The organism is Xanthomonas sp. BRIP62411, from assembly GCF_003993525.1.
Taxonomy (GTDB): domain Bacteria; phylum Pseudomonadota; class Gammaproteobacteria; order Xanthomonadales; family Xanthomonadaceae; genus Xanthomonas; species Xanthomonas euroxanthea.
The window spans coordinates 93,067-114,957 of the sequence record NZ_QEZI01000007.1; the positions used below are offsets into that span (position 1 = coordinate 93,067).

Sequence of the window (21,891 nt, forward strand, 5' to 3'; positions counted from 1 at the left end):
TACGAATCCCCAATCCCCAATCCCCAATCTCCGCCCCTAGAACAGACTGCCCTGCGGCGATTGCGGTACCGGCTTGGCCGGTGGAGCAGGGCGCCGGAACTTGCCGGTGTCCAACGCCGGCATGGCGCGGGCGTCGAAACCGCTGCGGCGGTGGGCCAGGGCGAAGCGGCGTGCCAGCAACTCCGCGTACACGCCTTGGCCGCGCATGCGTGCGCCGAAGGCGCTGTCGTAGTCCTTGCCGCCGCGCAATTGCTGAATCGTGCTCATCACATGCGCGGCGCGTTGCGGGTGATGGGTCTGCAACCAGTCGCGGAACAGCGGCGCCACTTCGTGTGGCAGCCGCAGCAGCACGTAGCCGGCACTGTGCGCGCCGGCATCGGACGCGGCCTGCAGGATCGCCTCCAGCTCTTGGTCGTTGATCCACGGGATCACCGGCGCGGCCATCACCCCGACCGGCACGCCGGCCTCGTGCAGTGCCCGCATCGCGCGCAGGCGGGCGTGCGGTGCGGACGCACGCGGTTCCAGCCTGGCCGACAGATGCGGGTCCAGCGTGGTCACCGAAAAATGCACGTTGACCAGGCCCTCGCGTGCCAGCGGTGCGAGCAGATCCAGATCGCGCGTGACCAACGCGTTCTTGGTGATCAGCGTGAACGGGTGCCGCGTCTCCCACAGCACCTCGATCAGGCGCCGCGTCAGTGCGCGTTTGCGCTCGATCGGCTGATACGCATCGGTGTTGATGCCCAGCGCGATCGGGCTGGGTACATAGCCCGGGCGCGACAGTTCGCGCCGCAGCAGCTCCGGTGCATTGGTCTTGGCGAACAGCTTGGTCTCGAAATCCAGCCCGGGCGACAGGTTGAGATAGGCATGCGAGGGCCGCGCAAAGCAGTAACTGCAGCCATGCTCGCAGCCACGGTAAGGATTGACCGATTGCGAGAAGCCGATGTCCGGCGATTGATTGCGGCTGATGATGCTGCGCGCGGTTTCCTCGGTGACCTGCGTGCGTAACGCCGGCGCGGCGAACTCCTCGCTGTCGTCGGCGTACCAGCCATCGTCCACTGCCTGCTGGGTGGTGGTTTCGAAGCGTCCGGGGAGGTGGCCGGTCGCACCGCGGCCCTTGATCGCAGTTGCCATCGCGCCATCGTACGGCCGGCAGGTCTCAGGCAATGCGACCACGCGCAGCGCCACGATGAAGCTTTCAGGCCCGGCGCGGCGATCGTGTTGGTCGCCCGGTCATCGCAGCGGCGCGTGCGGCCCGTAGAATCCGCGCATGCTCGCATCCGTACAGGGCGCGTGGGATCGGCTGGCCACCGTTCCCCACCTCGAAGCGCTACTCCTGGCCGCCTATGTGCTGTACCTGCTGTGGATCGCCAGCTGGATCGTGCTGCAGAAGCGCGAGCCGGTGGCCACGCTCAGCTGGGTGCTGTCGCTGGCCGCGCTGCCGTACCTGGGCCTGCTGATCTACTACTGGCTCGGCCCGCAGAAGGTCAAACGCCAGCGGCTGCGGCGCGGCCGCTCGCGCTCGGGCATGGAGAGCTATAGCAGCGTCTGCCCGCCGGACGCAGACTGCACCGAGCTGGCCAAGATCGCCCAGTCCACCACCGGCCTGGCCCCCAGCAGCGCCACCGAGGTGCACTGGCTGGTGGATGGCGCGGCCACCTATGCGGCCATCATCGAGGCCATCCGCGGCGCGCGCGACCACATCCATCTGGAGTACTACATCTTCCAGCCCGACCACAGCGGCACCGCGATCTGCGATGCGCTGATGGAGCGCGCACGCGCCGGCGTCAAGGTGCGCCTGCTGATGGATGCGGTGGGCTCGTCGGCAATGACCCGGCGCAGCCTGCGGACGCTGCGTGCGGCCGGCGTGGAGACCGCCTGGTTCCATCCGTCCCAGCTGCTCAAGCCGTTCAAGCGGCCGTGGCTGAACCTGCGTACCCACCGCAAGGTGGTCGTGGTCGACGGCAGGATCGGCTTCACCGGCGGCATCAACGTCACCGACGAAGAGAACGAGCAGGTCCGCAGCGATGCCTATCGCGACCTGCACGTGCGCCTGCAGGGTCACGTGGTGCGCAGCCTGCAGCTAGTGTTCCTGGAAGACTGGCTCTACGCCACCGGGCAGGGCCGCGCCGCCTTCCACGGCCAGCAGCTCTGGCCCGAGGACGTGCCAAGCCGCGCGCAGGGCGATGTCGACGCGCAGGTGCTGATCTCCGGGCCGGATTCCTCGTGGGAGTCCATCCACCGGCTGATGGTCGCTGCGATTCACGAAGCCCGGCATCGGGTCTGGCTGGTCACGCCGTACTTCGTTCCCGGCGAGGCCGCGCGCATGGCGCTGACCTCGGCCGCATTGGGTGGCCTGGACGTGCGCCTGCTGGTGCCGCGCGTCAGCGATTCGCGTCTGGTCACCTACGCGGCGCGTTCGTATTTCGACGAGCTGCTCGAGGCCGGCGTGCGCATCTACGAATACGGCCCGCGCATGCTGCACACCAAGGCGCTGCTGGCCGACGACGACGTCTGCATCGTCGGCAGCGCCAATTTCGACAGCCGCAGCTTTCGCCTGAACTTCGAGCTGTCGATGCTGTTCCGCGACCAGGCGGTCGCGGCCGAACTGGCCGGCTTGATCGACGCCGACCTGCAGCACGCGCAGGAAGTGCGCTTTGTCCGCCATCGACCGTTGTGGCGCTCGCGGCTGCCCGAAGCCTGCGCACGGCTGCTGTCCCCGCTGCTGTGACCCGCATCGCCGCGCACACGTGGAACCGTGCCGGGCGCGGCGCTACACTGCCGCCACTGATCGGGGAGCTCGTCATGCACTGGCTGTTTCTGCTTATGGCGTTGGGTGCGCTGGTGCTGGCCTTCAGCACGCCGCACGTGTGGTTGCTGGTGGCTTCGCTGCTGGTGGCACTGCTGTTGCTGTTGCTGTGGACGCGCGGTTGGTTCGCCTCGCGCATGGGCGATACCCAGCGCGACACCAGCAGCCTGATCGACCCGGCCGAGCTGCGCCGCCTGCGCGAGATCGCCGAAGCCCGCAAGGCCGCCGCACTCAACGCCACCCGTGATGGCGAGCCGCAGGCCTGAGACCGACGCAGTGACCACCCAGCTCAGCGTCAACGTCAACAAGATCGCGGTATTGCGCAATTCGCGCGGCGGCCACGACCCGGATGTGGTGCAGGCCGCCCGCACCTGCATTGCCGCCGGCGCGCATGGCATCACCGTGCACCCGCGCCCGGACCAGCGGCATATCCGTGCCGATGATGTGCTGGCACTGAGCGCGCTGACGCGCGAGCACGGCGTCGAATTCAATATCGAAGGCAATCCGTTTGCGCCACCGCGCGACGGTTATCCGGGCCTGCTGGCGTTATGTCGTGCCACGCGGCCCGAGCAGGTCACCCTGGTACCGGATGGCGATGGACAACTGACGTCCGACCACGGGTTCGATTTTGCGCAGGACACCACCCAACTCGCCGCGCTGATTGCCTCGTTCAAGGCAATCGGTGCGCGCGTCAGCCTGTTTGTCGATGCAGGCAATCCCGATATTGCGCAAGCGGCGGTACTGGGTGCAGACCGTATCGAGTTGTACACCGGCCCCTATGCGCAGGCGCATCTGAGCGGCCAGCCGAGTGCTGCATTCAAGCTGTTTTCCGACGCTGCACAACGCGCAGCCGCGGCAGGTCTTGGCGTCAATGCCGGTCATGATCTGTCGCAGGCCAATCTCGGTGACTTTCTCGGCGCCGTCCCGGGCGTGCTGGAAGTCTCGATCGGCCATGCATTGATCAGCGAGGCCTTGTATCAAGGCCTGGATGTGACGGTACGCGCCTATCTGGGGATACTGCGCGGCGCATCGATCGACGCTTGAGATAATCAAGCGGAGTATATAAATGTGCAGCGTCGTTACCGGGCATTGTATCGGAGCAGGTTTTCTGCCCCCGATGCGATGGTTATCGATGACTTTCATCTGTTTACCAGGTGAGTTAATCGCGTATTTACTGCACAAAACCGATGCCATCCCCCTGGGTATTCCTGGCCGCATGCAGCGCCTTGGCCATTACCGCGTATTTGCCATCCGCACTGGCGGCGATGCGCAGCTGCGGCTGATAGCCGCTTGCCTGGCGTATCTGTTCGATCAACCTGTGCTGGAATTCCTGCAGCGTGACCGGGCTGGCATTCCGGAACACCTGGCCGCTGGCGTCCACCCACAACGCGATCGGTGCAGGCGGTTCGGACCCGTGAAAGCGCTTGCCGGCTGCGCTATGGCAGAGCAACTGTGATTAACCGCGCCAGCATCGGCACGGTGACGATGACGATGACGATGATCAACAACACGGCACTGTCGCCTGATCGAGCATAAAAAAACGCCACCGTTTCCGGTGGCGTTGCAGTCGCGTCATGACTGTTGTGTTGCAGTGTTGCGATGTCTTACTGCATGAAGCCAATTTTCTTCATCTGCGAGTTCTTCGCCGCAGCGAGCACCTTGGCCATCACCTCGTACTCCGCATCTTCATTGGCATCGATGCGCAGTTCCGGCTGATTGGTCGGATCGGCCTGCACCACTTCTTCCATCTTCTGCTGCAACTGCGCGACCGGGGTCGGGCTGTTGTTCCAGAACACCTGGTTGCTGGCGTCGATACGCAACTCGATCGGCGGCGGCGGTTCGGTCGTCTGCGGTGGCGGGTTGAGCACCCGTTGCGGCAGATCCACGGCGATCGGGTAGGTCATGATCGGCGCGGTCACGATGAAGATGATCAGCAGCACCAACATCACGTCCACCAGGGGCGTGACGTTGATGTCGGCCATTGGGCCACGGTTTCCACCGGTACTGAATGCCATGGCTTACTGCCCCTTCTCTTTGGTTGCGACGAAGCCGACGTCCAACATGCCCTGACCCTGCGCGATCTTGGTGATCTCGTTGATCGTACGCATCTTGGTCGTGCGGTCGCCACGCAAGTTGAGCGGCGGCTGCGGTGTCTGCTGTGCGGCGGTGGACAGGCGCGATTCCAGGGCTTCCTTGGAAATCGGCTCGTCGTTCCAGTACAGCGACCCGTCTTCCTTGACGGCCAGGGTGATCGGCGCGGCGCGTTTCTCCGCATCTTCCTTCTGGATCAGGTTGGCCTCTGGCAGCTCCACCTTGACCTTATGGGACATCAGCGGTGCCGTAATGATGAAGATGATCAGCAGCACCAACATCACGTCCACGAGGGGCGTCACGTTGATGTCGGCCATCGGGCCACCGCTGTTTCCACTACTGAAGGCCATAACGGGCTCCGTCTAAATCGTTGCGAAGTCGTTCTTTACTACGGATTAGCGAACGCGCGAACCAGTGGCGAAGAAGTCGTGCAGGTCGTGGGCGAAGGTGTCGAACTTGGCGATCACCGAGCTGTTGACCTTGGAGAAGAAGTTGAACGCGAACACGGCCGGGATGGCGACGAACAGACCGATCGCGGTCATGATCAGCGCTTCACCCACCGGGCCGGCAACGGCATCGATGGAGGCCGAACCGGTTGCACCGATCTTGATCAGCGCGCCGTAGATGCCCCACACGGTACCGAGCAGACCGACGAACGGCGCGGTCGCACCGACGGTGGCCAGCAGGGTCATGCCGGACTGCAGCTTGGTGCTTTCGCGGGTCACGGCCTGACGCAGGGCGCGATCGACGAATTCCGAACGGCTCAGGCTCTCGCCCAGGCCACCGGTGCTGCCTTCGGCGCGCTGGTGGTGGGCAGCAGCCTGCGCTGCATCCAGTGCGATCTTGGAGAACGGCTCGGAAGCCGGCTGCTCTTCCATGGCGCGGATGGCGTCCTGTGCATTCGGGGCATCCCAGAACGCGGTGGTGACGCGGTCGGCCGCGCTCTTCAGACGGGTGGCGCGGAAGATGTTGATGACGGTCCAGTACCAGGAGGCAGCGGACATGGCGATCAGGGTGATCAGGACGACCCAGGACACGGCGAAATCGCCGGGGCTGGAGGTCATTTCGGTGATCAAGTGCTCGAAGCCCATCTGCGACAGAGCGGCCGACGGATTGGAGCCCCCTGCAGCGGCGGCGATAAAGAATTCCTGCAGCATGACGCTTACCTTTGTTGTGTGTGGTGATGAAGGGTGGAGCGAAAGGAAGACAGGATCCTGGGCCGGCCGTGGCCGGCCCGTGGGATCAGTTCAGAGCAAAGTTGACCGGGACGCGGACACGTCCGGCGGCTTTCTGCCCGTTGACAGTGGAGGCGTTGAACTTCCACTTGCGTGCTGCGTCCATCGCGGCACGGTCAAGGTCGCGGTTGCGGCTGGACTTTTCGACCGACACGTTGGTCACGTTGCCGCTGGCATCCACATCCACGATCAGGATGACCTCGCCTTGGACACCGGCCCGGAATGCAGCCGGCGGGTACTTCGGCGGGTTCATGTTCTTGGACGAGATATCGACACTGGCGCCGATGTCACTCGGTGGAGCCGGTGGAGCCGGCGGAGCCGGTGGCGTGACGATATCGCTGGGACGCGGTTCGGGAACATCGACGACCGGAGCTTCCGGCGGCGGCGGAACCGGTGACGGCTTCGGCGGCGACAGATTCTTGACCGGCGGTGGCGGCTTGTCTTCCGGCGGCGGCGGCGGCGGCGGCGGCGGGGGAGGAGGCGGTGCATCCACCAAGGTGACCATGGTGGTGCGCTCCTTCTCTGCCGGAGCCTTCGGCGCCACTGCAGGGATCAGCAACATCATCAGTGCAGTGAGGTGCAGGGCAATTACAAAAGCAATGCCGATAATGCGGGCCCAGCTCAGACCCTGGTTCCCGGCATCATAGTCATGCCTGTGGATAACGAGTTGTTCCGTCATGCGCCAATGGCTCTTTCAGTGGGGGCCCCGGATCACTGTGATGATCCCCAGGTTTTCGGACGGCTTTGACACCGCAGGAACCCCCAAGCTTATACCAATCCCGAGTCCTGTAACCACTAAAAACACAGGGATTTCGGGGGTTTATTTTCTTTTTTACTTCAGATTGATGATCTTCTTGGCGTCATCAGGTTTTTTGACACCCTTGGCGATTGCCTGCTGCGCGGCCTGCTTGGCCTCCGGGATGCGACCTTCCGAATGCAGCACCTTGGCCAGATTCAGATAGGTCTCGCCGTCCTTGGAAAGCGGTGCGGCCTTTTGCCAATTCTCGATCGCCTTGGGCACATCTTCGCTGTAGTAATACGACTGTGCCAGCGCAAGGTATGTCTGATAATCGGGTTTAAGGATGCCTTTTTGCATACCTTCATTGATGACCGCGATGACGTCCTTTTCCTTGTTCTCGGTGTTGGCGTAGATGGAATACAACTGCTTGTACTCCTTTTCTTCGGTCAACTGCCCGGCCGCGCGCAGCTTGTCCATCACTGCGGCAGCCTTGTCCATCTGGTCGGCCTGCATATACATGCTGGCCAGGTTGAGCTGGGCCTTCTTGTCGTTGGGCGTCTTGGCGGCGAGCGCTTCGGCAGCGGCCACCGCTTCACCGGTCTGGCCGGCTTCGGCATAGGCCGCCATCAGCAACTGGTTCCAGGTGTCCTTCGGCTCGGGCGAGGCGGCGATAGCCTGCTTCAGCACCGGAATGGCTTCCTTGTAGCGCTCGGCCTGGTACAGCGCCTGACCCTTGAGGATCAGATCTTCCGGGCGCTGCGACTTGCTTTCTTCCAGATACTTGTCCAGCGTTGCCAGGCCTTCGGCCTGCTGATCGTCCTGCATCTGCAACTGCGCCAGCATCAGCATCGACTGGAACTGGCCGTTGTTGTCCAGCGCATTGAGGCCGATGGCCTGCTGCAGATACGTCTTGGCAGCGGCGGTGTCGTCCATGTTGTACGCCGCCTGGGCGGCCAGCTGCGCCGCCAGCGCCTTGTCGGCTTCGTTGGCCGAGCCATTGGCGAGGATCTCATCGGCCTGGGTACGCACGGCCGGGAAGTCTTCGCCCTTGTTGAAGGTTTCGATCAGCTTCTGCAGCTTGCTGCCCAGCTTGGACGAGGGCTTGATCGTCGGCGCGGCGCGGGTGGACTGCGGATACAACTCTTCGGCCTTGCCGCTGCCCTTGGACTTGCGGCTGGCGCGCTCGGACGAACGATCCGACTGCGCGACCGCATCGGCGACGACAGCCCCGCCCAGCGACGCGGCGATGAACAGGGACAACAGGGCTTGCTTGCGGTTGAGCAGTTTCATGTTTCACCTCGGACGAGCCGCCGTCGGGCGGTACGAAAAGCGGAATAAACGCTGTACGAAAAATCTGAGCCGGCAAAGTTAGCAGAAAGTCTCAGTTCCCGAAAACGGTTTCCGTGCTGTGTTGCGACATTCGGTACGTAAGCTCTGCACGATCAGCCGCAGCGCGGCACGCGTCCGTCCTGTCGCGCTTGCTGGTAAACCGGTTCGAGTTGACCGACGTCTGCCTGCAATTCGCGGATGCGATTGGCCGGGTCGGGGTGAGTGGACAGCCACTGCGGCTGGCGGTTGCCGCTGGCGGCCATCATGTTCTGCCACAGCGTCACCGCCTGGGCAGGATCGAAGCCGGCCTGGGCCATCAGGCGCTGGCCGACCACGTCGGCCTCGCTCTCCTGGGTCCGTGAGCCCGGCAGCAGAAACACAGTCTGGGCGGTCATTCCGCCGACCTGGTTGACGGCACTGGCCGCACCGTCGCCATAGGCCGCACCGGCCAGCGCGCCGATGATGCCAAGGCCGGTCTGCGCACCAAGCTGACGGGTGATGCGTTCTTCATGATGGCGCGAGATCACGTGCCCGATCTCGTGCCCGAGCACGGCAGCCAGCTGATCCTGGGTCTTGGCGACGGTGAAGATGCCGGTGTTCACGCCGACCTTGCCCCCGGGCAGGGCGAAGGCATTGGCTTCGTCATCGACAAACAACGCGGTTTCCCAACGGGTCTCGCGCCACTGCGGCGGCAGCTGCGCGACCAGCGCATTGACCACGCACTGCACGTAGGCGTTCTGCTTGCCGTCGGTGCTGACTTTTTCCTTGGCCTTGGTCTGCGCGAAGGACTCTGCACCAAGCTTGTCGAGCTGGTCCTGGGTGACGCCTCCCACCACCTGTCGGCGGCCGGTCGGCGAGGTTGTGGTGGCACATGCCGTCAATGCAAAGACGGCGACAACGATCAACAGCCTGGCTTTCATTCAGTCCCCCTTGAACCCTGGGGGCATTTTGGCAGGCTCGTCTTAACTTTTCGTCAAACGGCTCAGCCGAGGCCAAAAAAGTACAGCGCCGCCAGGGCGGTGGCGTTGTTGACGCCATGCGCCACGATCGGTGCCCACAACGTGCCGGTGCGCCAATACAGCCATGCAAACGCCGCGCCCATGCTGCCGTAGACCAGCCACAGTTGCGCGATGGCGGCCGGGCCGTTGCCGCTGACGCCGGGCACTTCGTGCACCAGCGCAAAGATCGCGCTGCTCAGCACGATGCCCAGCCAGGGCCGGCCGGCGGCGAGCAGGCGGCCGAACAACACGCGTCGGAACAGCAATTCTTCGTACGCCGGGGCGATCGCCACGGCAAACACCACCAGCGCCAGCGGCCATTGCCTGATGGCTTCTTCCATCAGCGGCAGATTGGTCGGCACCGGTTTGATGCCCAACGCGGACGCCGCGACGCTGACCAGATTGCTGAGCAGGAACACGCCGACCGCGATCAGCGCGGTCCAACCCCAGGTGGAGGCACGCCTCGCGGCGGCGCGCGAGGCCCGGTGTTCGTCTGCGGTCGCACGGCGGCGCCAGTAATACAGCAGCAGCGCCGGCGAGGCGGTGCTGACCAACGCGGTGAGCAATTGCACCAGCACGCCGGGTTGGCCGATGGTGGCCATGATCTCGCTCGAGGACAGCGTCAGGCCCTGCGCCTTGGCAGCCTGCACGGCACTGACGCCGCGGAACACGCCCCAGAGCGCGAACCCGGCCACGCTCAGCGACAGGAGCAGGCCGGTGGCGATCAGCACATCGATGCCGAAGCCGAGCAATGGCGGCAACAGCGGGGCGGTGCCGGCGGCCGGCGTCGGTACCGGCCGCGGGGAAGGATCTGCGCTCATCGTCGTCCTGAAAAAACCGCAGGCGTCGACGCAACGCCTGAGCGGTGCGCCGACGGGCAACGGTGACTCAGATGTCCAGGTTGGACACCTTCAGCGCGTTGTCCTCGATGAAGTCGCGGCGTGGCTCGACCACATCGCCCATCAAGGTGCTGAAGATCTGATCGGCGGCCACGGCATCTTCGATACGCACCTGCAACAGGCGACGCGTGTCCGGATTGACCGTGGTTTCCCACAGCTGTTCGGCGTTCATTTCGCCCAGGCCCTTGAAGCGCTGTACCTGGCGGCCGCGCTTGGCCTCTTCCAACAGCCAGGCATGCGCCTGGGCGAAGCTGGTGATCGGGTGGGTCTTGTTGCCGCGCACGATCTGCGCGCCTTCGCGCACCAGGTCGTGCAGGGCCAGCGAGACCTCGCGCAGCGGACGCAGCTCGCCGCTTTCGAACGCGCCCATCGGCAATACCTGGGTGAATTCCTCGCCCATGTGCCTGCGCACCGCCACCAGCGACGCCGAGGCGCCATCGGTGGCCGGGTCGAAGCGCAGCTGGTAGCGCGCCGTGCCGAGGGTGCCGCGGTTGAGCACCGCCTGCAGCGCCTCCAGGGTGGGATGCACCTCGCCTTCGGCCTGCAGCTTGTCCACGTCCAGCGGCGGCAGGTCGATCAGCGCGGTGAGCAGCGCCGGGTCGTAGCGGTGTGCGTTGCGCGCGATCGCCTCGTTGGCGCTGGTGAACAGCATCAACAGCTTTTCCAGCGCCTCGCCGGTGATCGGCGGCTCGTCGGTGGCGGGGATCAGCGCCGCGCCTTCGACCGCGTTGCTGGCCAGGTAGGCGTTGAGCGCCGCGTCGTCCTTCAGATACAGCTCGCTCTTGCCCTGCTTGAGCTTGTACAGCGGCGGCAGGCCAATGTAGATGTAGCCGCGCTCGATCAGCTCCGGCATCTGCCGGTAGAAGAAGGTCAGCAGCAGGGTCCGGATGTGCGAGCCGTCGACGTCGGCGTCGGTCATCAGGATGATGCGGTGGTAACGCAGCTTGTCCGGGTTGTACTCGTCGCGGCCGATACCGGTGCCCAGCGCGGTGATCAGCGTGCCGACCTGGTCGGAGGCCAGCATGCGGTCGAAACGCGCGCGTTCGACGTTGAGGATCTTGCCGCGCAGCGGCAGCACCGCCTGATTCTTGCGGTTGCGGCCTTGCTTTGCCGAGCCGCCTGCCGAGTCACCCTCGACGATGAACAGCTCGGACAGCGCCGGGTCTTTTTCCTGGCAGTCGGCAAGTTTGCCGGGCAGGCCGGCGATGTCCAGCGCGCCCTTGCGGCGAGTCAGGTCGCGCGCCTTGCGGGCGGCTTCGCGCGCACGGGCGGCGTCGACGATCTTGCCGGTGATGGCCTTGGCTTCGTTCGGATTCTCCTGCAGGAACTCCTGCAGGCGCGCACCGAAGGCGTTTTCCACCGCCGGACGCACATCCGAGCTGACCAGCTTTTCCTTGGTCTGCGAGGAGAAGCTGGGGTCGGGCACCTTGACTGAGAGCACCGCGATCATGCCTTCGCGCATGTCATCGCCGGTGAGCGCGACCTTGGCCTGCTTGGCGATGCCGTTCTGCTCGATGTAGGTGCTCAGCACACGCGTCAGCGCGGCGCGGAAGCCGGCCAGGTGGGTGCCGCCATCCTTCTGCGGGATGTTGTTGGTGAAGCAGTACATGGTTTCCTGGTAGGCGTCGGTCCACTGCAGGGCCACGTCCACCACGATGCCATTATGCTCGCCGGTCACCGAGATCACGTTCGGGTGCAGCGGCGACTTGAGCTGCGCCAGATGCTCGACGAAGCTGCGGATGCCGCCTTCGTAGTGGAAATCGTCGCGACGGCCGTCGCCGCGCTCGTCGATCAGGGTGATCTTGACGCCCGAATTGAGGAACGACAGCTCGCGCAGGCGTCGCGCCAGGATGTCGTAATGGAACTCGACGTCGCTGAAGATCGCCACGGACGGCTTGAAGCGCAGCGTGGTACCGCGCTTGGTCGAGGCTTCCAGCTGCTTGAGCGGGTACTGCGGCTCGCCCAGCGCGTATTCCTGCTGGTAGTGGAAGCCGTCGCGCCAGATGTCCAGCCACAGGTGCTCGGACAGCGCATTGACCACCGACACGCCCACGCCGTGCAGGCCGCCGGATACCTTGTAGCTGTTGTCGTCGAACTTGCCGCCGGCGTGCAGCACGGTGAGGATCACCTCCGCCGCGGAGACGCCTTCTTCCTTGTGAATGTCGACCGGTACGCCACGGCCGTTGTCGGATACCGCAACCGATCCATCGACCAGGATCTTGACCACGATGTCGTCGGCATGCCCGGCCAGGGCTTCGTCGACCGAGTTGTCGACCACCTCGAACACCATGTGATGCAGGCCGGTGCCGTCATGGACATCGCCGATGTACATGCCGGGGCGCTTGCGGACGGCTTCCAGGCCACGCAGCACGGTGATCTTGCTGGAGTCGTAGGTGCCGTTGGGGGTGGGCGAGGTGTTTTGTTCGTCGGTCATGCGTGTGCCGTTAGCTCCACAACACGGGCGCAGGCGGCAGGAGCCGCATCGCACCGTGGGAAAAGGGGGATAGCCCGGAAATTATACCAGTCGGCCCACCTGCGCCGCGGATGGCTAGGCCACGGGCCTCAACACGGCGACAGTGCCATGTTCCACGTGGAACTGGTGCAGCAGCTTTCCGGAGTCGAGCAGGCCGGGCGGCACTTCGGTGGCGGTGATCAGCACCTGGGCCGGTGCGGAGGCCAAGCGGTGCAGCACGCGCGCCTGGTGGTGGCGATCCAGCTCCGAACCCAGGTCGTCCAATGCAATCACCGGCCATTCGCCACGCTCATGGGCGAAGTCTTCGGCCTGCGCCAGCAGGCAGGCGAGGGCGGTGAGCTTTGCCTGGCCACGCGAGAGCGCATCCTTGCCCGGGAGCGCGTCGAAGGCGGGTGCCCAATCGGCGCGGTGTGGCCCCTGCGAGGTGTAGCCGTTCTGACGGTCACGCTCGCGTGCCAGGAGCAGCGCATCGGCAAGCGAGACCTCATGACGTTTCCAGCCCGGCACGAATGTCAGCGCGGACAATCCCAGCGACGGGGCGATGGCAGCGGCGACCGGGATCAACCGTTCCTGCAGCCGCTCCAGGTAGCGAAGGCGACGCGATGTCAGCGTTTCGCCGGATTCGGCAAGTTCGTGATCCCAGGCATCGAGCATCCGCGGCTGTGCGCCCTGCTTGAGCAAGGCATTGCGCTGCTTGAGCGCCCGCGCATAGCGCCGCCATAGCGCCAGGAAGTCAGGTTCCACGTGGAACAGGCCCCAATCCAGGAACCGTCGCCGCGGTTCACCGCCACCACTGATCAACACATGGCTCCCGGGCTCGAAGGTCACCACAGCCAGTGCGGCACACAGGGCGCCGAGCTGTGCGACATCCTCGCCGTCCAGCCGGCCGGTCCATTCCTGCCCGCTATGGCGCAGACCTGCCCGACGCGTGCGTTCGCCCGTCTCGGCCGTGCCCTCGTGCCACTCCACGAAGACTTCCAGATCGCTGGCGCCTTGCTGGATCAGTCCGTCGCGCACGCGGCCACGAAAGCTGCGGCCGTAGGCCATCAGGTGCAGTGCTTCCAGCACGCTGGTCTTGCCTGCACCGTTATCGCCGGTCAGCAGGTTCAAGGAACGGGCGGGGTGAAGGTCGACGGTCGCGAAACGACGAAGTCGATGGATGGACAACCGCACTACGTGCATCGATCGGTGTGCTCTGCGCTGTGATCCGGCATCCCGGTCGGAGCGGAGGATACGTGATCGATGCGGATCCTGCGCGTGGCCACATGAAGCGATCCACGGACAAGCAGGGGACAAGCTGTGGATAAAAAACAGGCCTGAAGAGCGCCGCATGCTTATCCACAGGTTGCTGACCCTTCCACAGGGGTCTAGACACAGGGTTTCGATGCAATAAAATCCTTTCAAAACATAGAGATAGGCTGGTTTCTGGCGAAATCTGGCCCTACCATCACCACCAAGCTCTTAAATTAATTATAGATTTAAAAGCAAAGCTCGATGTGCATAAGTCAAAAACGGGGCAAGGAACTACGTCAACCGGGCGCTGCCGAGCAATTGAGTCTGGAGCAGCAAATCTTGGACTCAGGTGAAGTCGTTCAGGCCAACCGAGCTTCGCACGATGTGGATTGGGGCACCGAAGAAGCGCCCCGACTAAAAAGCCAATCTCACCACCAAGTGCGACGCGCGGTATCGCCAATCCTCGAAGGGCGACGACCTGGGTCAGGTCAACTCTGGGGGATTCCACCGACAGCATGCATCGGGAATAGCCTGCTCTAGAACCGGCGGGTGGTCCAACCCAGGCCCCTAGCGTTCACAGCAATGCGGTAACGAGACAGCTCGCTGCCTGTCGCAAGGATGTGGCGCAGCACTGCACCCATCGTCCCGACGTCCACGTCGATGACAGCGGCCGAATAGCTGCACGATCGTGGCCTGCGAATGCCTGGGCCGCTTCAGCGGTCGTGGCTTCAAGGAAGCGAGCTGACGCGCGTACCACTCGATCCTCGACCGCCGGAAAAGCCGCGTGGCCATCGAGCCTCGCCTGGCCTACTGCCTGGCGATCGGCTCCGGCGACCTCTTCGGCCACTCAGCACGCCATAGGAGGCGCTTCAGGGCAACGTCCCGAGGCAGCGACGCAGGCAATGCCGCTCCTGCGCGGCCGGTGATTGCCAGCGCTTAGAAAGCTTGACTCAGCAAGGGAGTCGTCCTTTCGCCGCACAAAACAAAAAAGCCCGGCAATCGCCGGGCGTCTCGTGTTCCACGTGGAACGCAACGTCAAAGACGTAGCGGCATCACCACATGGCGCGACTTCTCGCTGCTGGCTTCACGCACCAGTGCCGACGAATTCGCATCCCGCAACTGGATGACCACGTGCTCATCGCGCAATGCCGACAGCGCATCCAGCAAGTAGTTCACGTTGAAGCCGATGGCCAGGTCATCGACCTTGGTGTCGGCCTCGATTTCTTCCTGTGCTTCTTCCTGCTCGGGGTTATGTGCGCTGATCTTCAGCTGGCCCGGCGAGACTTCCACGCGCACACCACGGTATTTCTCGTTCGACAGGATCGCCGCACGCTGCAGCGACGCACGCAGCGCTTCGCGATCGACCTTGACCTCGCGGTCGGCACCGATCGGAATCACTGCTTCGTAATCCGGGAAGCGGCCGTCGATCAGTTTGGAGGTGAAGGTCACATCGCCACGCTTGACGCGGATATGGCTACGACCCACTTCCAGTTCCACGTCGCGATCTGCCGCTTCCAGCAGGCGCAGCAGTTCCGTCACGCCCTTGCGCGGAACGATGATCTGGCGCTTGGCGCCGCCGGACTTCTCCAGTTCGGTCTCGCACAGCGCCAGGCGGTGGCCGTCGGTCGCAACGCAACGTAGCAGGCCCTCGCGCAGGTCGAACAGCAAGCCGTTGAGGTAGTAGCGCACGTCCTGCTGGGCCATGGCGAACGCAGTGCGCTCGATCAGCTCCTTCAATGCCGCTTCCGGCACTGCGACGCGCTCGGTGGCTTCGACTTCATCCACCGACGGAAAATCGTTGGCAGGCAGCGTGGCCAGGGTAAAGCGGCTACGTCCGGCCTGCACCGTGACCTTGTCGCCGGTCTGCGAAATGGTGACGCGGCTGCCGTCGGGCAGGGCTCGCAGGATGTCGAACAACTTGCGGGCCGGAATCGTGGTTTCGCCGTCCTGCGCGTCTTCCACCATCGTGCGCGAGATCATTTCCACTTCCAGGTCGGTACCGGTCAACGAGACCTGTCCGTCCTTGACCTGCACCAGCAGATTGGCCAGAACCGGCAGGGTTTGACGGCGTTCGACCACATTGACCACCTGGGCCAACGGTTTGAGGAAGGCTTCGCGCTGCAGTGTAAAACGCATGTGGTTCCGTGCCCCTATGCTTTAAAAGATATGGAATAAATCAAAAGCTTGGTGGTGATGGTAGGGCCGTTTTCAGCGGATAACCACCGTAACTCTTTGTTTCCAAAGAAATTTTCACGCCTAAAAGTCGTTGGACTAGTGCCCCTGGTCTAGCGGTAAAACCTGTGGATAGTTTTCCGCTCAACCTGCGAGGCAACGTTATCCACAGATTCTCCCGCATTTGACCCCAACGTTTCCACGCTTTTCTCCACGCGGACCGTCGGGGCCGTCCCCGGCCTACTCGCTGAGCTTGCGAATCAGCTTTTCCCAGTCCTCGCGCAGCTTGCCGTCGGCCTCCATCAGCGTGCGGATCTGTCGGCAGGCATGCAGCACGGTGGTGTGGTCGCGGCCGGCGAAGGCATCGCCGATCTCCGGCAGGCTGTGTTCGGTCAGTTCCTTGGCCAGCGCCATCGCCACCTGGCGCGGACGCGCCAGCGAGCGGGTGCGTCGCTTGGAGAGCAGATCCTTCATCTGCAGGCCGTAGTAGTCCGCCACGGTCTTCTGGATGTTGGGGATGCCGATCGCCTGCTGCTGGGCACGCAACAGGTCGCGCAGCGTCTCCTGGGCAAATTCCACCGTGATCGAGCGGCCGGTAAAATTGGCGCGTGCCACCAGGGTGTTGAGCGCGCCTTCCAGATCGCGCACGTTGGAGCGCATCTTCTTGGCGATCAAAAACGCCACGTCGTCCGGAATCTCGGCACCGCGCTCACGCGCCTTGGCCAGCACGATCGCCGCACGGGTCTCGAAATCCGGTGGGTCGATCGCCACCGACAGGCCCCAGGCCAGGCGCGACTTCAGCCGCGGTTCCAGGCCTTCGACCTCGCGCGGGTAGCGGTCGCAGGTCAGGATGATCTGCTGGCGACCATCGAACAGCGCGTTGAAGGTGTGGAAGAACTCCTCCTGCGTACGGTCCTTGCCGGCGAAGAACTGAATGTCGTCGATCAGCAGCGCATCGATCTGCTGGAACTGGCGCTTGAACTGGTCCATCGCCTTGTCCTGCAGCGCCCGGATCATCGCGCTGAAGAACTGTTCCGAGCGCAGATACATCACCTTGGCGGCCGGGTTGGCCTGGCGCAGCGCATTGCCGGCGGCGAACATCAGGTGGGTCTTGCCCAGGCCGGTGCTGCCGTACAGCAGCAGCGGGTTGTGCGCGCGGTCGCCGGGCTTTTGCGCGGCCTGGATCGCGGCGGCCAGCCCGAGCTGATTGCTGCGGCCTTCGACGAAGTTGGCGAAGGTGTAATGCGAATCCAGATTGCCGGCAAACGGCACGATCGGCGCGGCAACCGGGGCGCTGGGCGCGGCCATCGGTGCCGGCTGTGGCTCCGGCGCGCGTGGGCGCGAGCCGACCGCCAGCGCCACTTCGCCATTGCCGACGAAATACGCAACCAGTTCGCGGATGCGCGGCAGGTAACGTTCGCGGACCTGGTCGACGATGAAGGCGTTGGGCGCATACAGCACGATGCTGTCGCCGCGGTCTTCGGCTTGCAGGGGTTTCAACCAGGTATGGACGTCTTCGGGCGGGAATTCGGCTTCGAGACGTTCCAGACAGCGGGGCCAAGCATCCATCAAAGTATGATCATCTGTTGCTGGCTGCGGCGCGCAGAAAAGCGCCGTGCTCGCAGCCCGGTAGTGAAAAGAGGATGGGCCAGACTAGCACCGAGGGCAGGGTTTTCCCAGACTTATTCACAGGTCCATCCACAGGGCGCCACCGCCGTCACCTCCGGTAAAGCGTGCGGGGAGTTGACCCGGACGCGGGTGGCCCTATAGAATTGCCGGTTCTATTCGTCTCCATTCATGCAGAGGGCCCCATGGCCACCAAGCGTACTTTCCAACCCAGCAACCTCAAGCGAGCACGCGACCATGGTTTCCGCGCACGTATGGCAACCGCCGACGGCCGCAAGATCCTGGCTCGCCGCCGCGCCAAGGGCCGCAAGCGCCTGAGCGCTTGATTGCCGCGCCGCTCACTGCGGCCGAGGCAGTCCCTAACGTGAACGCATCGAACCCGTGCAGGCGATTTCCTCGCTCTGCGCGGGTTCGTACGCGTGCGCAATATACGGTCGTTTTCGATACGGCACGTCGTACCTCGGACCCGTTGCTCAGCCTGCACTGGCGGACCGGCGATACGCCGCCGCGCCTGGGCATGGCGGTGTCGCGCAAGGTCGATACGCGTGCGGTGGGCCGTAACCGGATCAAACGCGTCCTGCGCGATGCCATGCGCCATCTGCTGCCCGAGCTTGCCGGCGGCGACTACGTGATTGTGGCGCGCTCGGCGGCCGCAAAAGCGACCAATCCACAGATTCGCGATGCCTTCGTGCGTCTGCTGCGCCGTGCCGGCGCATTGCCCCTGCCTGCCGCGCCCGGCACAATGCCGCCCGCCAGGACGATGCACCCATCCTCCCTTTCCCCGACAGAGCCGGAACCCAGTTCCGACTGAGCGAGTTGCTGCCCGATGAACCAGACCCGTGTTTTCCTGATTTTTGCCTGGCTGATGGTCGCGGCGCTGCTGTGGATGGAGTGGGGCAAGGACAAGGCGGCCGCCAATGCGCCGGTGGCCGCGGCGACCCAGTCGGTGCCGGCCGCGCGTGACCTGGACGCAGCTGCGACCGCGGCCAATGTGCCGGCGGCACAGGCCATCCCGCAGGCGGGCGCGCCGGGCGCCGTGCCGGCGACCAGTACCACCGCCGCGACGCCGGCCGCTGCCGGCGCTGCGCCGGTAATCACCCTGACCTCGGACGTGCTGCGTCTGAAACTGGACGGCCGCAGCGTGCTCGATGCCGAATTGCTGCAGTTTCCGCAGACCAAGGACGGCACCGCGCCGGTCAGCCTGCTGACCGAAGATGCCGCGCACCCCTACAACGCCACCAGCGGCTGGGCCAGCGAGCATTCGCCAGTTCCTGGCGTGGGCGGCTTCCGCGCCGAACAGCCGGGCACCGCGTTCGCACTGGCCAAGGGCCAGAACACCCTGGTGGTGCCGTTCGTGTGGAATGGCCCCAACGGCGTGTCGATCCGCCGCACCTTCACCCTGGAACGCGGGCGCTACGCGATCTCGATCAAGGACGAGGTGATCAACAACAGTGGCGCGCCGTGGAACGGGTACGTGTTCCGCAAGCTGAGCCGGGTGCCGACCATCCTCAGCCGCGGCATGACCAACCCGGATTCCTTCAGCTTCAACGGGGCGACCTGGTACAGCCCGCAGGAAGGCTACGAGCGTCGCGCGTTCAAGGACTACATGGACGACGGCGGCCTCAATCGCCAGATCACCGGCGGCTGGGTGGCGCTGCTGCAGCACCATTTCTTCACCGCGTGGATTCCGCAGAAGGACCAGGCCTCGCTGTATGTGCTGAACCAGGACGGCCCGCGTGACGTGGCCGAACTGCGTGGCCCGGCCTTCACTGTCGCGCCGGGTCAGACCGCCACCACCGAGGCACGCCTGTGGGTCGGCCCGAAACTGGTCAGCCTGATCGCCAAGGAAGATGTGAAGGGGCTGGACCGTGTGGTCGATTACAGCCGCTTCTCGATCATGGCCATCATCGGCCAGGGCCTGTTCTGGGTGCTGAGCCATCTGCACAGCTTCCTGCACAACTGGGGCTGGGCCATCATCGGCCTGGTGGTGTTGCTGCGCCTGGCGCTGTATCCGTTGTCGGCGGCGCAGTACAAGTCCGGCGCCAAGATGCGCCGCTTCCAGCCGCGCCTGGCGCAGCTGAAGGAGCGCTACGGCGACGATCGCGTCAAGTATCAACAGGCGACGATGGAGCTGTTCAAGAAGGAAAAGATCAACCCGATGGGCGGCTGCCTGCCGCTGCTGATCCAGATGCCGATCTTCTTCGCGCTGTACTGGGTGCTGGTGGAATCGGTGGAACTGCGTCAGGCGCCGTGGCTGGGCTGGATCCAGGATCTGACCGCGCGCGATCCGTACTTCATCCTGCCGCTGCTCAACATCGCCATCATGTGGGCCACGCAGAAGCTCACCCCGACCCCGGGCATGGACCCGATGCAGGCCAAGATGATGCAGTTCATGCCGCTGGTGTTCGGCGTCATGATGGCCTTCATGCCGGCCGGCCTGGTGCTGTACTGGGTGGTCAACGGCGGCCTGGGTCTGCTGATCCAGTGGTGGATGATCCGCCAGCACGGCGAGAAGCCGAGCAAGATCATCCAGGCCAACGCCAAGTAAGCAGTTGCACAGAGCCCGCCGCAAGGCGGGCTTTGTGTATGTGCGCCCGGATGTCGTTTTTTTAGCTATGCCACGGATGCTGTCGTGATGTCATCGCTGTTGCATCGCTTGCGATGCACCTCGTTGCGCCAGCGTGTTGGCGTGGCCGGCTATCGCAAGCAGCGTGCAGGCAACACTGGATCGGTGTCTTGAAGATCGATCCATCGTGCGCAAGGCTTACGGCATATCCGTGAAATGCAGCCATACCGCCGCCACGCGCGCAGGCGCATGCGAGCCACGTCTTTGACCACACGCCTTACCATCTGCCTATGTCTTCTTCGCCATCGACCATTGTTGCCATCGCCAGCGCCGCCGGAGCCGGAGGCATCGGCATCGTGCGTCTGTCCGGGCCGCAGGCCGCGCAGATCGCCGCCGAGTTGGGCGTCCCGACTCTGCAACCACGGCAGGCGAGATACGCACGCTTTCGCGATGCGCGGGGCGAGGTGATCGACGATGGCATCGCCTTGTGGTTTCCGGCGCCGCACAGCTTCACCGGCGAAGCGGTGGTGGAGTTGCAGGGCCATGGCAGCCCGGTGCTGCTGCGGCAGCTGGTGAACCGCTGCATTGCGCTGGGTGCGCGGCACGCACGCGCGGGTGAATTCAGCGAACGCGCCTTTCTCAACGGCAAACTCGATCTGGCGCAGGCCGAGGCGATCGCCGATCTGATCGCCGCCGGCGATCTGCGCGCGGCACGTGCTGCGCGCAGATCGCTGGACGGTGTGTTTTCGCAGCGTGTGGATGCAGTCAGCGACGGCCTCACCCGGCTGCGCATCCACGTGGAAGCAGCCATCGACTTTGCCGACGAGCCGCTGGACACGCTGGGCGGGGCGCAGGTGCGCGATGGATTGACCCAGGCTCGCAGCCTGCTTGCGCAGTTGCTGCGCGATGCCGAGCGCGGGCGCAAGCTGCGCGACGGCCTGCATGCGGTGCTGATCGGCCCGCCCAACGCCGGCAAGAGTTCCTTGCTCAATGCGCTGGCCGGTAGCGAGCGCGCCATCGTCACCAATGTCGCCGGCACCACCCGCGACACCTTGCAGGAAGCCATCCAGCTCGATGGCTTCGACCTGACCCTGGTCGACACCGCCGGCTTGCGCGAGGGTGGCGATGCGATCGAGCGCGAGGGCATGCGTCGCGCACGTGTCGAACTGCAGCGCGCCGATCTGGCGCTGGTGGTGCTGGATGCACGCGACCCGCAGGCCGCACGCGATGCGATCGGCGATGCCATCGATGCGGTGCCGCGTCAGCTGTGGATCCACAACAAATGCGATCTGCTGGCCGACCCCGCAGCGCTCGATCGCGACGCGATCGCAGTATCGGCAGTGACCGGGCAGGGACTGGAGCAGTTGCAAGCCCGGTTGCGCGAACTCGCGCTGGGCGATGGAATGGAAAGCGTGGAAGGTGAATTCTCCGCACGCACGCGGCATGTCGACGCACTGCGTCGTGCCGAACAGCACGCAGATGCGGCGGATCTGGAGCTGGGTTTCGAACAACTCGAACTGGCCGCCGAAGAACTGCGTCTGGCACAGGAGGCCCTCGGCGAGATCACCGGCAAGCTGAGCGCCGACGAGTTGCTGGGCAAGATCTTTTCGAGTTTTTGTATCGGCAAGTGACGCGGCGCGGCACCACGTGCAGCGATGAATGCAGCATTCGCCAAATAAAAATCCGGCCTCTCACGAGGCCGGACATCGTATGTAAGACACGGA

20 protein-coding genes are annotated in these 21,891 nt (G+C 64.4%); 7 read left to right on the top strand and 13 right to left on the bottom strand.

The annotated features are described in order from the left end of the window. Window positions 1–36: 36 nt before the first annotated feature. Window positions 37–1,131: a PA0069 family radical SAM protein gene (locus tag EO139_RS03945; protein WP_126969389.1), complete on the bottom strand. Its 1,095-nt coding sequence runs from the start codon at window positions 1,129–1,131 to the stop codon at window positions 37–39. Window positions 1,132–1,267: 136 nt separating this feature from the next. On the opposite strand from EO139_RS03945, the gene cls reads away from it, so the two are divergent. The 3 genes from cls (at window position 1,268) to EO139_RS03960 (ending at window position 3,850) form a co-directional block, all read left to right on the top strand. Next, on the top strand, window positions 1,268–2,728 hold the full coding sequence (gene cls, locus EO139_RS03950) for a cardiolipin synthase (RefSeq protein ID WP_104586248.1): 1,461 nt from the start codon (window positions 1,268–1,270) through the stop codon (window positions 2,726–2,728). 74 nt (window positions 2,729–2,802) lie between these two features. Next, window positions 2,803–3,072 (top strand): hypothetical protein, encoded by a 270-nt coding sequence (locus EO139_RS03955; protein ID WP_024939143.1) that lies wholly within the window; start codon window positions 2,803–2,805, stop codon window positions 3,070–3,072. Window positions 3,073–3,082: 10 nt separating this feature from the next. Beyond that, window positions 3,083–3,850 carry a pyridoxine 5'-phosphate synthase gene (locus EO139_RS03960; protein WP_126969391.1) on the top strand — a complete coding sequence of 256 codons (768 nt, stop codon included), beginning with the start codon at window positions 3,083–3,085 and terminating at the stop codon, window positions 3,848–3,850. Window positions 3,851–3,977: 127 nt separating this feature from the next. Here the strand turns inward: EO139_RS03960 and EO139_RS03965 are convergent, their stop codons facing one another. The 12 genes from EO139_RS03965 to dnaA form a co-directional block, all read right to left on the bottom strand. Further along, window positions 3,978–4,187, bottom strand: coding sequence for a hypothetical protein (locus tag EO139_RS03965; protein ID WP_241235906.1), 210 nt, complete (start codon window positions 4,185–4,187; stop codon window positions 3,978–3,980). A gap of 223 nt (window positions 4,188–4,410) precedes the next feature. Further along, entirely contained in the window at window positions 4,411–4,821 is a 411-nt protein-coding gene (locus EO139_RS03970) for a biopolymer transporter ExbD (protein WP_011035269.1), read from the bottom strand. 3 nt (window positions 4,822–4,824) lie between these two features. Beyond that, window positions 4,825–5,247, bottom strand: coding sequence for a biopolymer transporter ExbD (locus EO139_RS03975; protein WP_011035268.1), 423 nt, complete (start codon window positions 5,245–5,247; stop codon window positions 4,825–4,827). A 45-nt stretch (window positions 5,248–5,292) separates the two neighbouring features. Further along, window positions 5,293–6,054, bottom strand: a complete 762-nt coding sequence (gene exbB / locus EO139_RS03980; protein ID WP_005912445.1) for a TonB-system energizer ExbB — start codon at window positions 6,052–6,054, stop codon at window positions 5,293–5,295. An 85-nt stretch (window positions 6,055–6,139) separates the two neighbouring features. Further along, window positions 6,140–6,697, bottom strand: coding sequence for an energy transducer TonB (locus EO139_RS03985; RefSeq protein ID WP_180496974.1), 558 nt, complete (start codon window positions 6,695–6,697; stop codon window positions 6,140–6,142). Window positions 6,698–6,964: 267 nt separating this feature from the next. After that, entirely contained in the window at window positions 6,965–8,161 is a 1,197-nt protein-coding gene (locus tag EO139_RS03990; protein ID WP_104586347.1) for a tetratricopeptide repeat protein, read from the bottom strand. Window positions 8,162–8,313: 152 nt separating this feature from the next. Next, complete coding sequence (locus EO139_RS03995) at window positions 8,314–9,120, bottom strand: M48 family metallopeptidase (protein ID WP_104586348.1); 807 nt, start codon at window positions 9,118–9,120, stop codon at window positions 8,314–8,316. A gap of 62 nt (window positions 9,121–9,182) precedes the next feature. After that, window positions 9,183–10,019, bottom strand: coding sequence for a CPBP family intramembrane glutamic endopeptidase (locus EO139_RS04000; RefSeq protein WP_126969393.1), 837 nt, complete (start codon window positions 10,017–10,019; stop codon window positions 9,183–9,185). Between the two features lie 67 nt (window positions 10,020–10,086). Further along, window positions 10,087–12,531: a DNA topoisomerase (ATP-hydrolyzing) subunit B gene (gene gyrB, locus EO139_RS04005; RefSeq protein WP_126969395.1), complete on the bottom strand. Its 2,445-nt coding sequence runs from the start codon at window positions 12,529–12,531 to the stop codon at window positions 10,087–10,089. Window positions 12,532–12,645: 114 nt separating this feature from the next. Beyond that, a complete protein-coding gene (gene recF, locus EO139_RS04010; RefSeq protein WP_126969397.1) occupies window positions 12,646–13,752 on the bottom strand; it encodes a DNA replication/repair protein RecF in 1,107 nt (368 codons plus the stop codon). A 1,086-nt stretch (window positions 13,753–14,838) separates the two neighbouring features. Then, window positions 14,839–15,939: a DNA polymerase III subunit beta gene (gene dnaN / locus EO139_RS04015; RefSeq protein ID WP_104650390.1), complete on the bottom strand. Its 1,101-nt coding sequence runs from the start codon at window positions 15,937–15,939 to the stop codon at window positions 14,839–14,841. A gap of 276 nt (window positions 15,940–16,215) precedes the next feature. Continuing rightward, entirely contained in the window at window positions 16,216–17,544 is a 1,329-nt protein-coding gene (gene dnaA / locus EO139_RS04020) for a chromosomal replication initiator protein DnaA (protein ID WP_016901843.1), read from the bottom strand. 242 nt (window positions 17,545–17,786) lie between these two features. Between dnaA and rpmH the strand changes: the two genes are divergently transcribed. From rpmH to mnmE, 4 genes are all read left to right on the top strand, one after another. Beyond that, complete coding sequence (rpmH, locus tag EO139_RS04030; protein ID WP_002805908.1) at window positions 17,787–17,927, top strand: 50S ribosomal protein L34; 141 nt, start codon at window positions 17,787–17,789, stop codon at window positions 17,925–17,927. A gap of 38 nt (window positions 17,928–17,965) precedes the next feature. Then, window positions 17,966–18,412, top strand: coding sequence for a ribonuclease P protein component (rnpA, locus tag EO139_RS04035; protein WP_104650389.1), 447 nt, complete (start codon window positions 17,966–17,968; stop codon window positions 18,410–18,412). Between the two features lie 15 nt (window positions 18,413–18,427). Next, window positions 18,428–20,149 (top strand): membrane protein insertase YidC, encoded by a 1,722-nt coding sequence (gene yidC / locus EO139_RS04040; protein ID WP_104650388.1) that lies wholly within the window; start codon window positions 18,428–18,430, stop codon window positions 20,147–20,149. Between the two features lie 308 nt (window positions 20,150–20,457). Beyond that, window positions 20,458–21,798, top strand: coding sequence for a tRNA uridine-5-carboxymethylaminomethyl(34) synthesis GTPase MnmE (gene mnmE / locus EO139_RS04045; protein ID WP_126969399.1), 1,341 nt, complete (start codon window positions 20,458–20,460; stop codon window positions 21,796–21,798). Window positions 21,799–21,891: the final 93 nt, after the last annotated feature.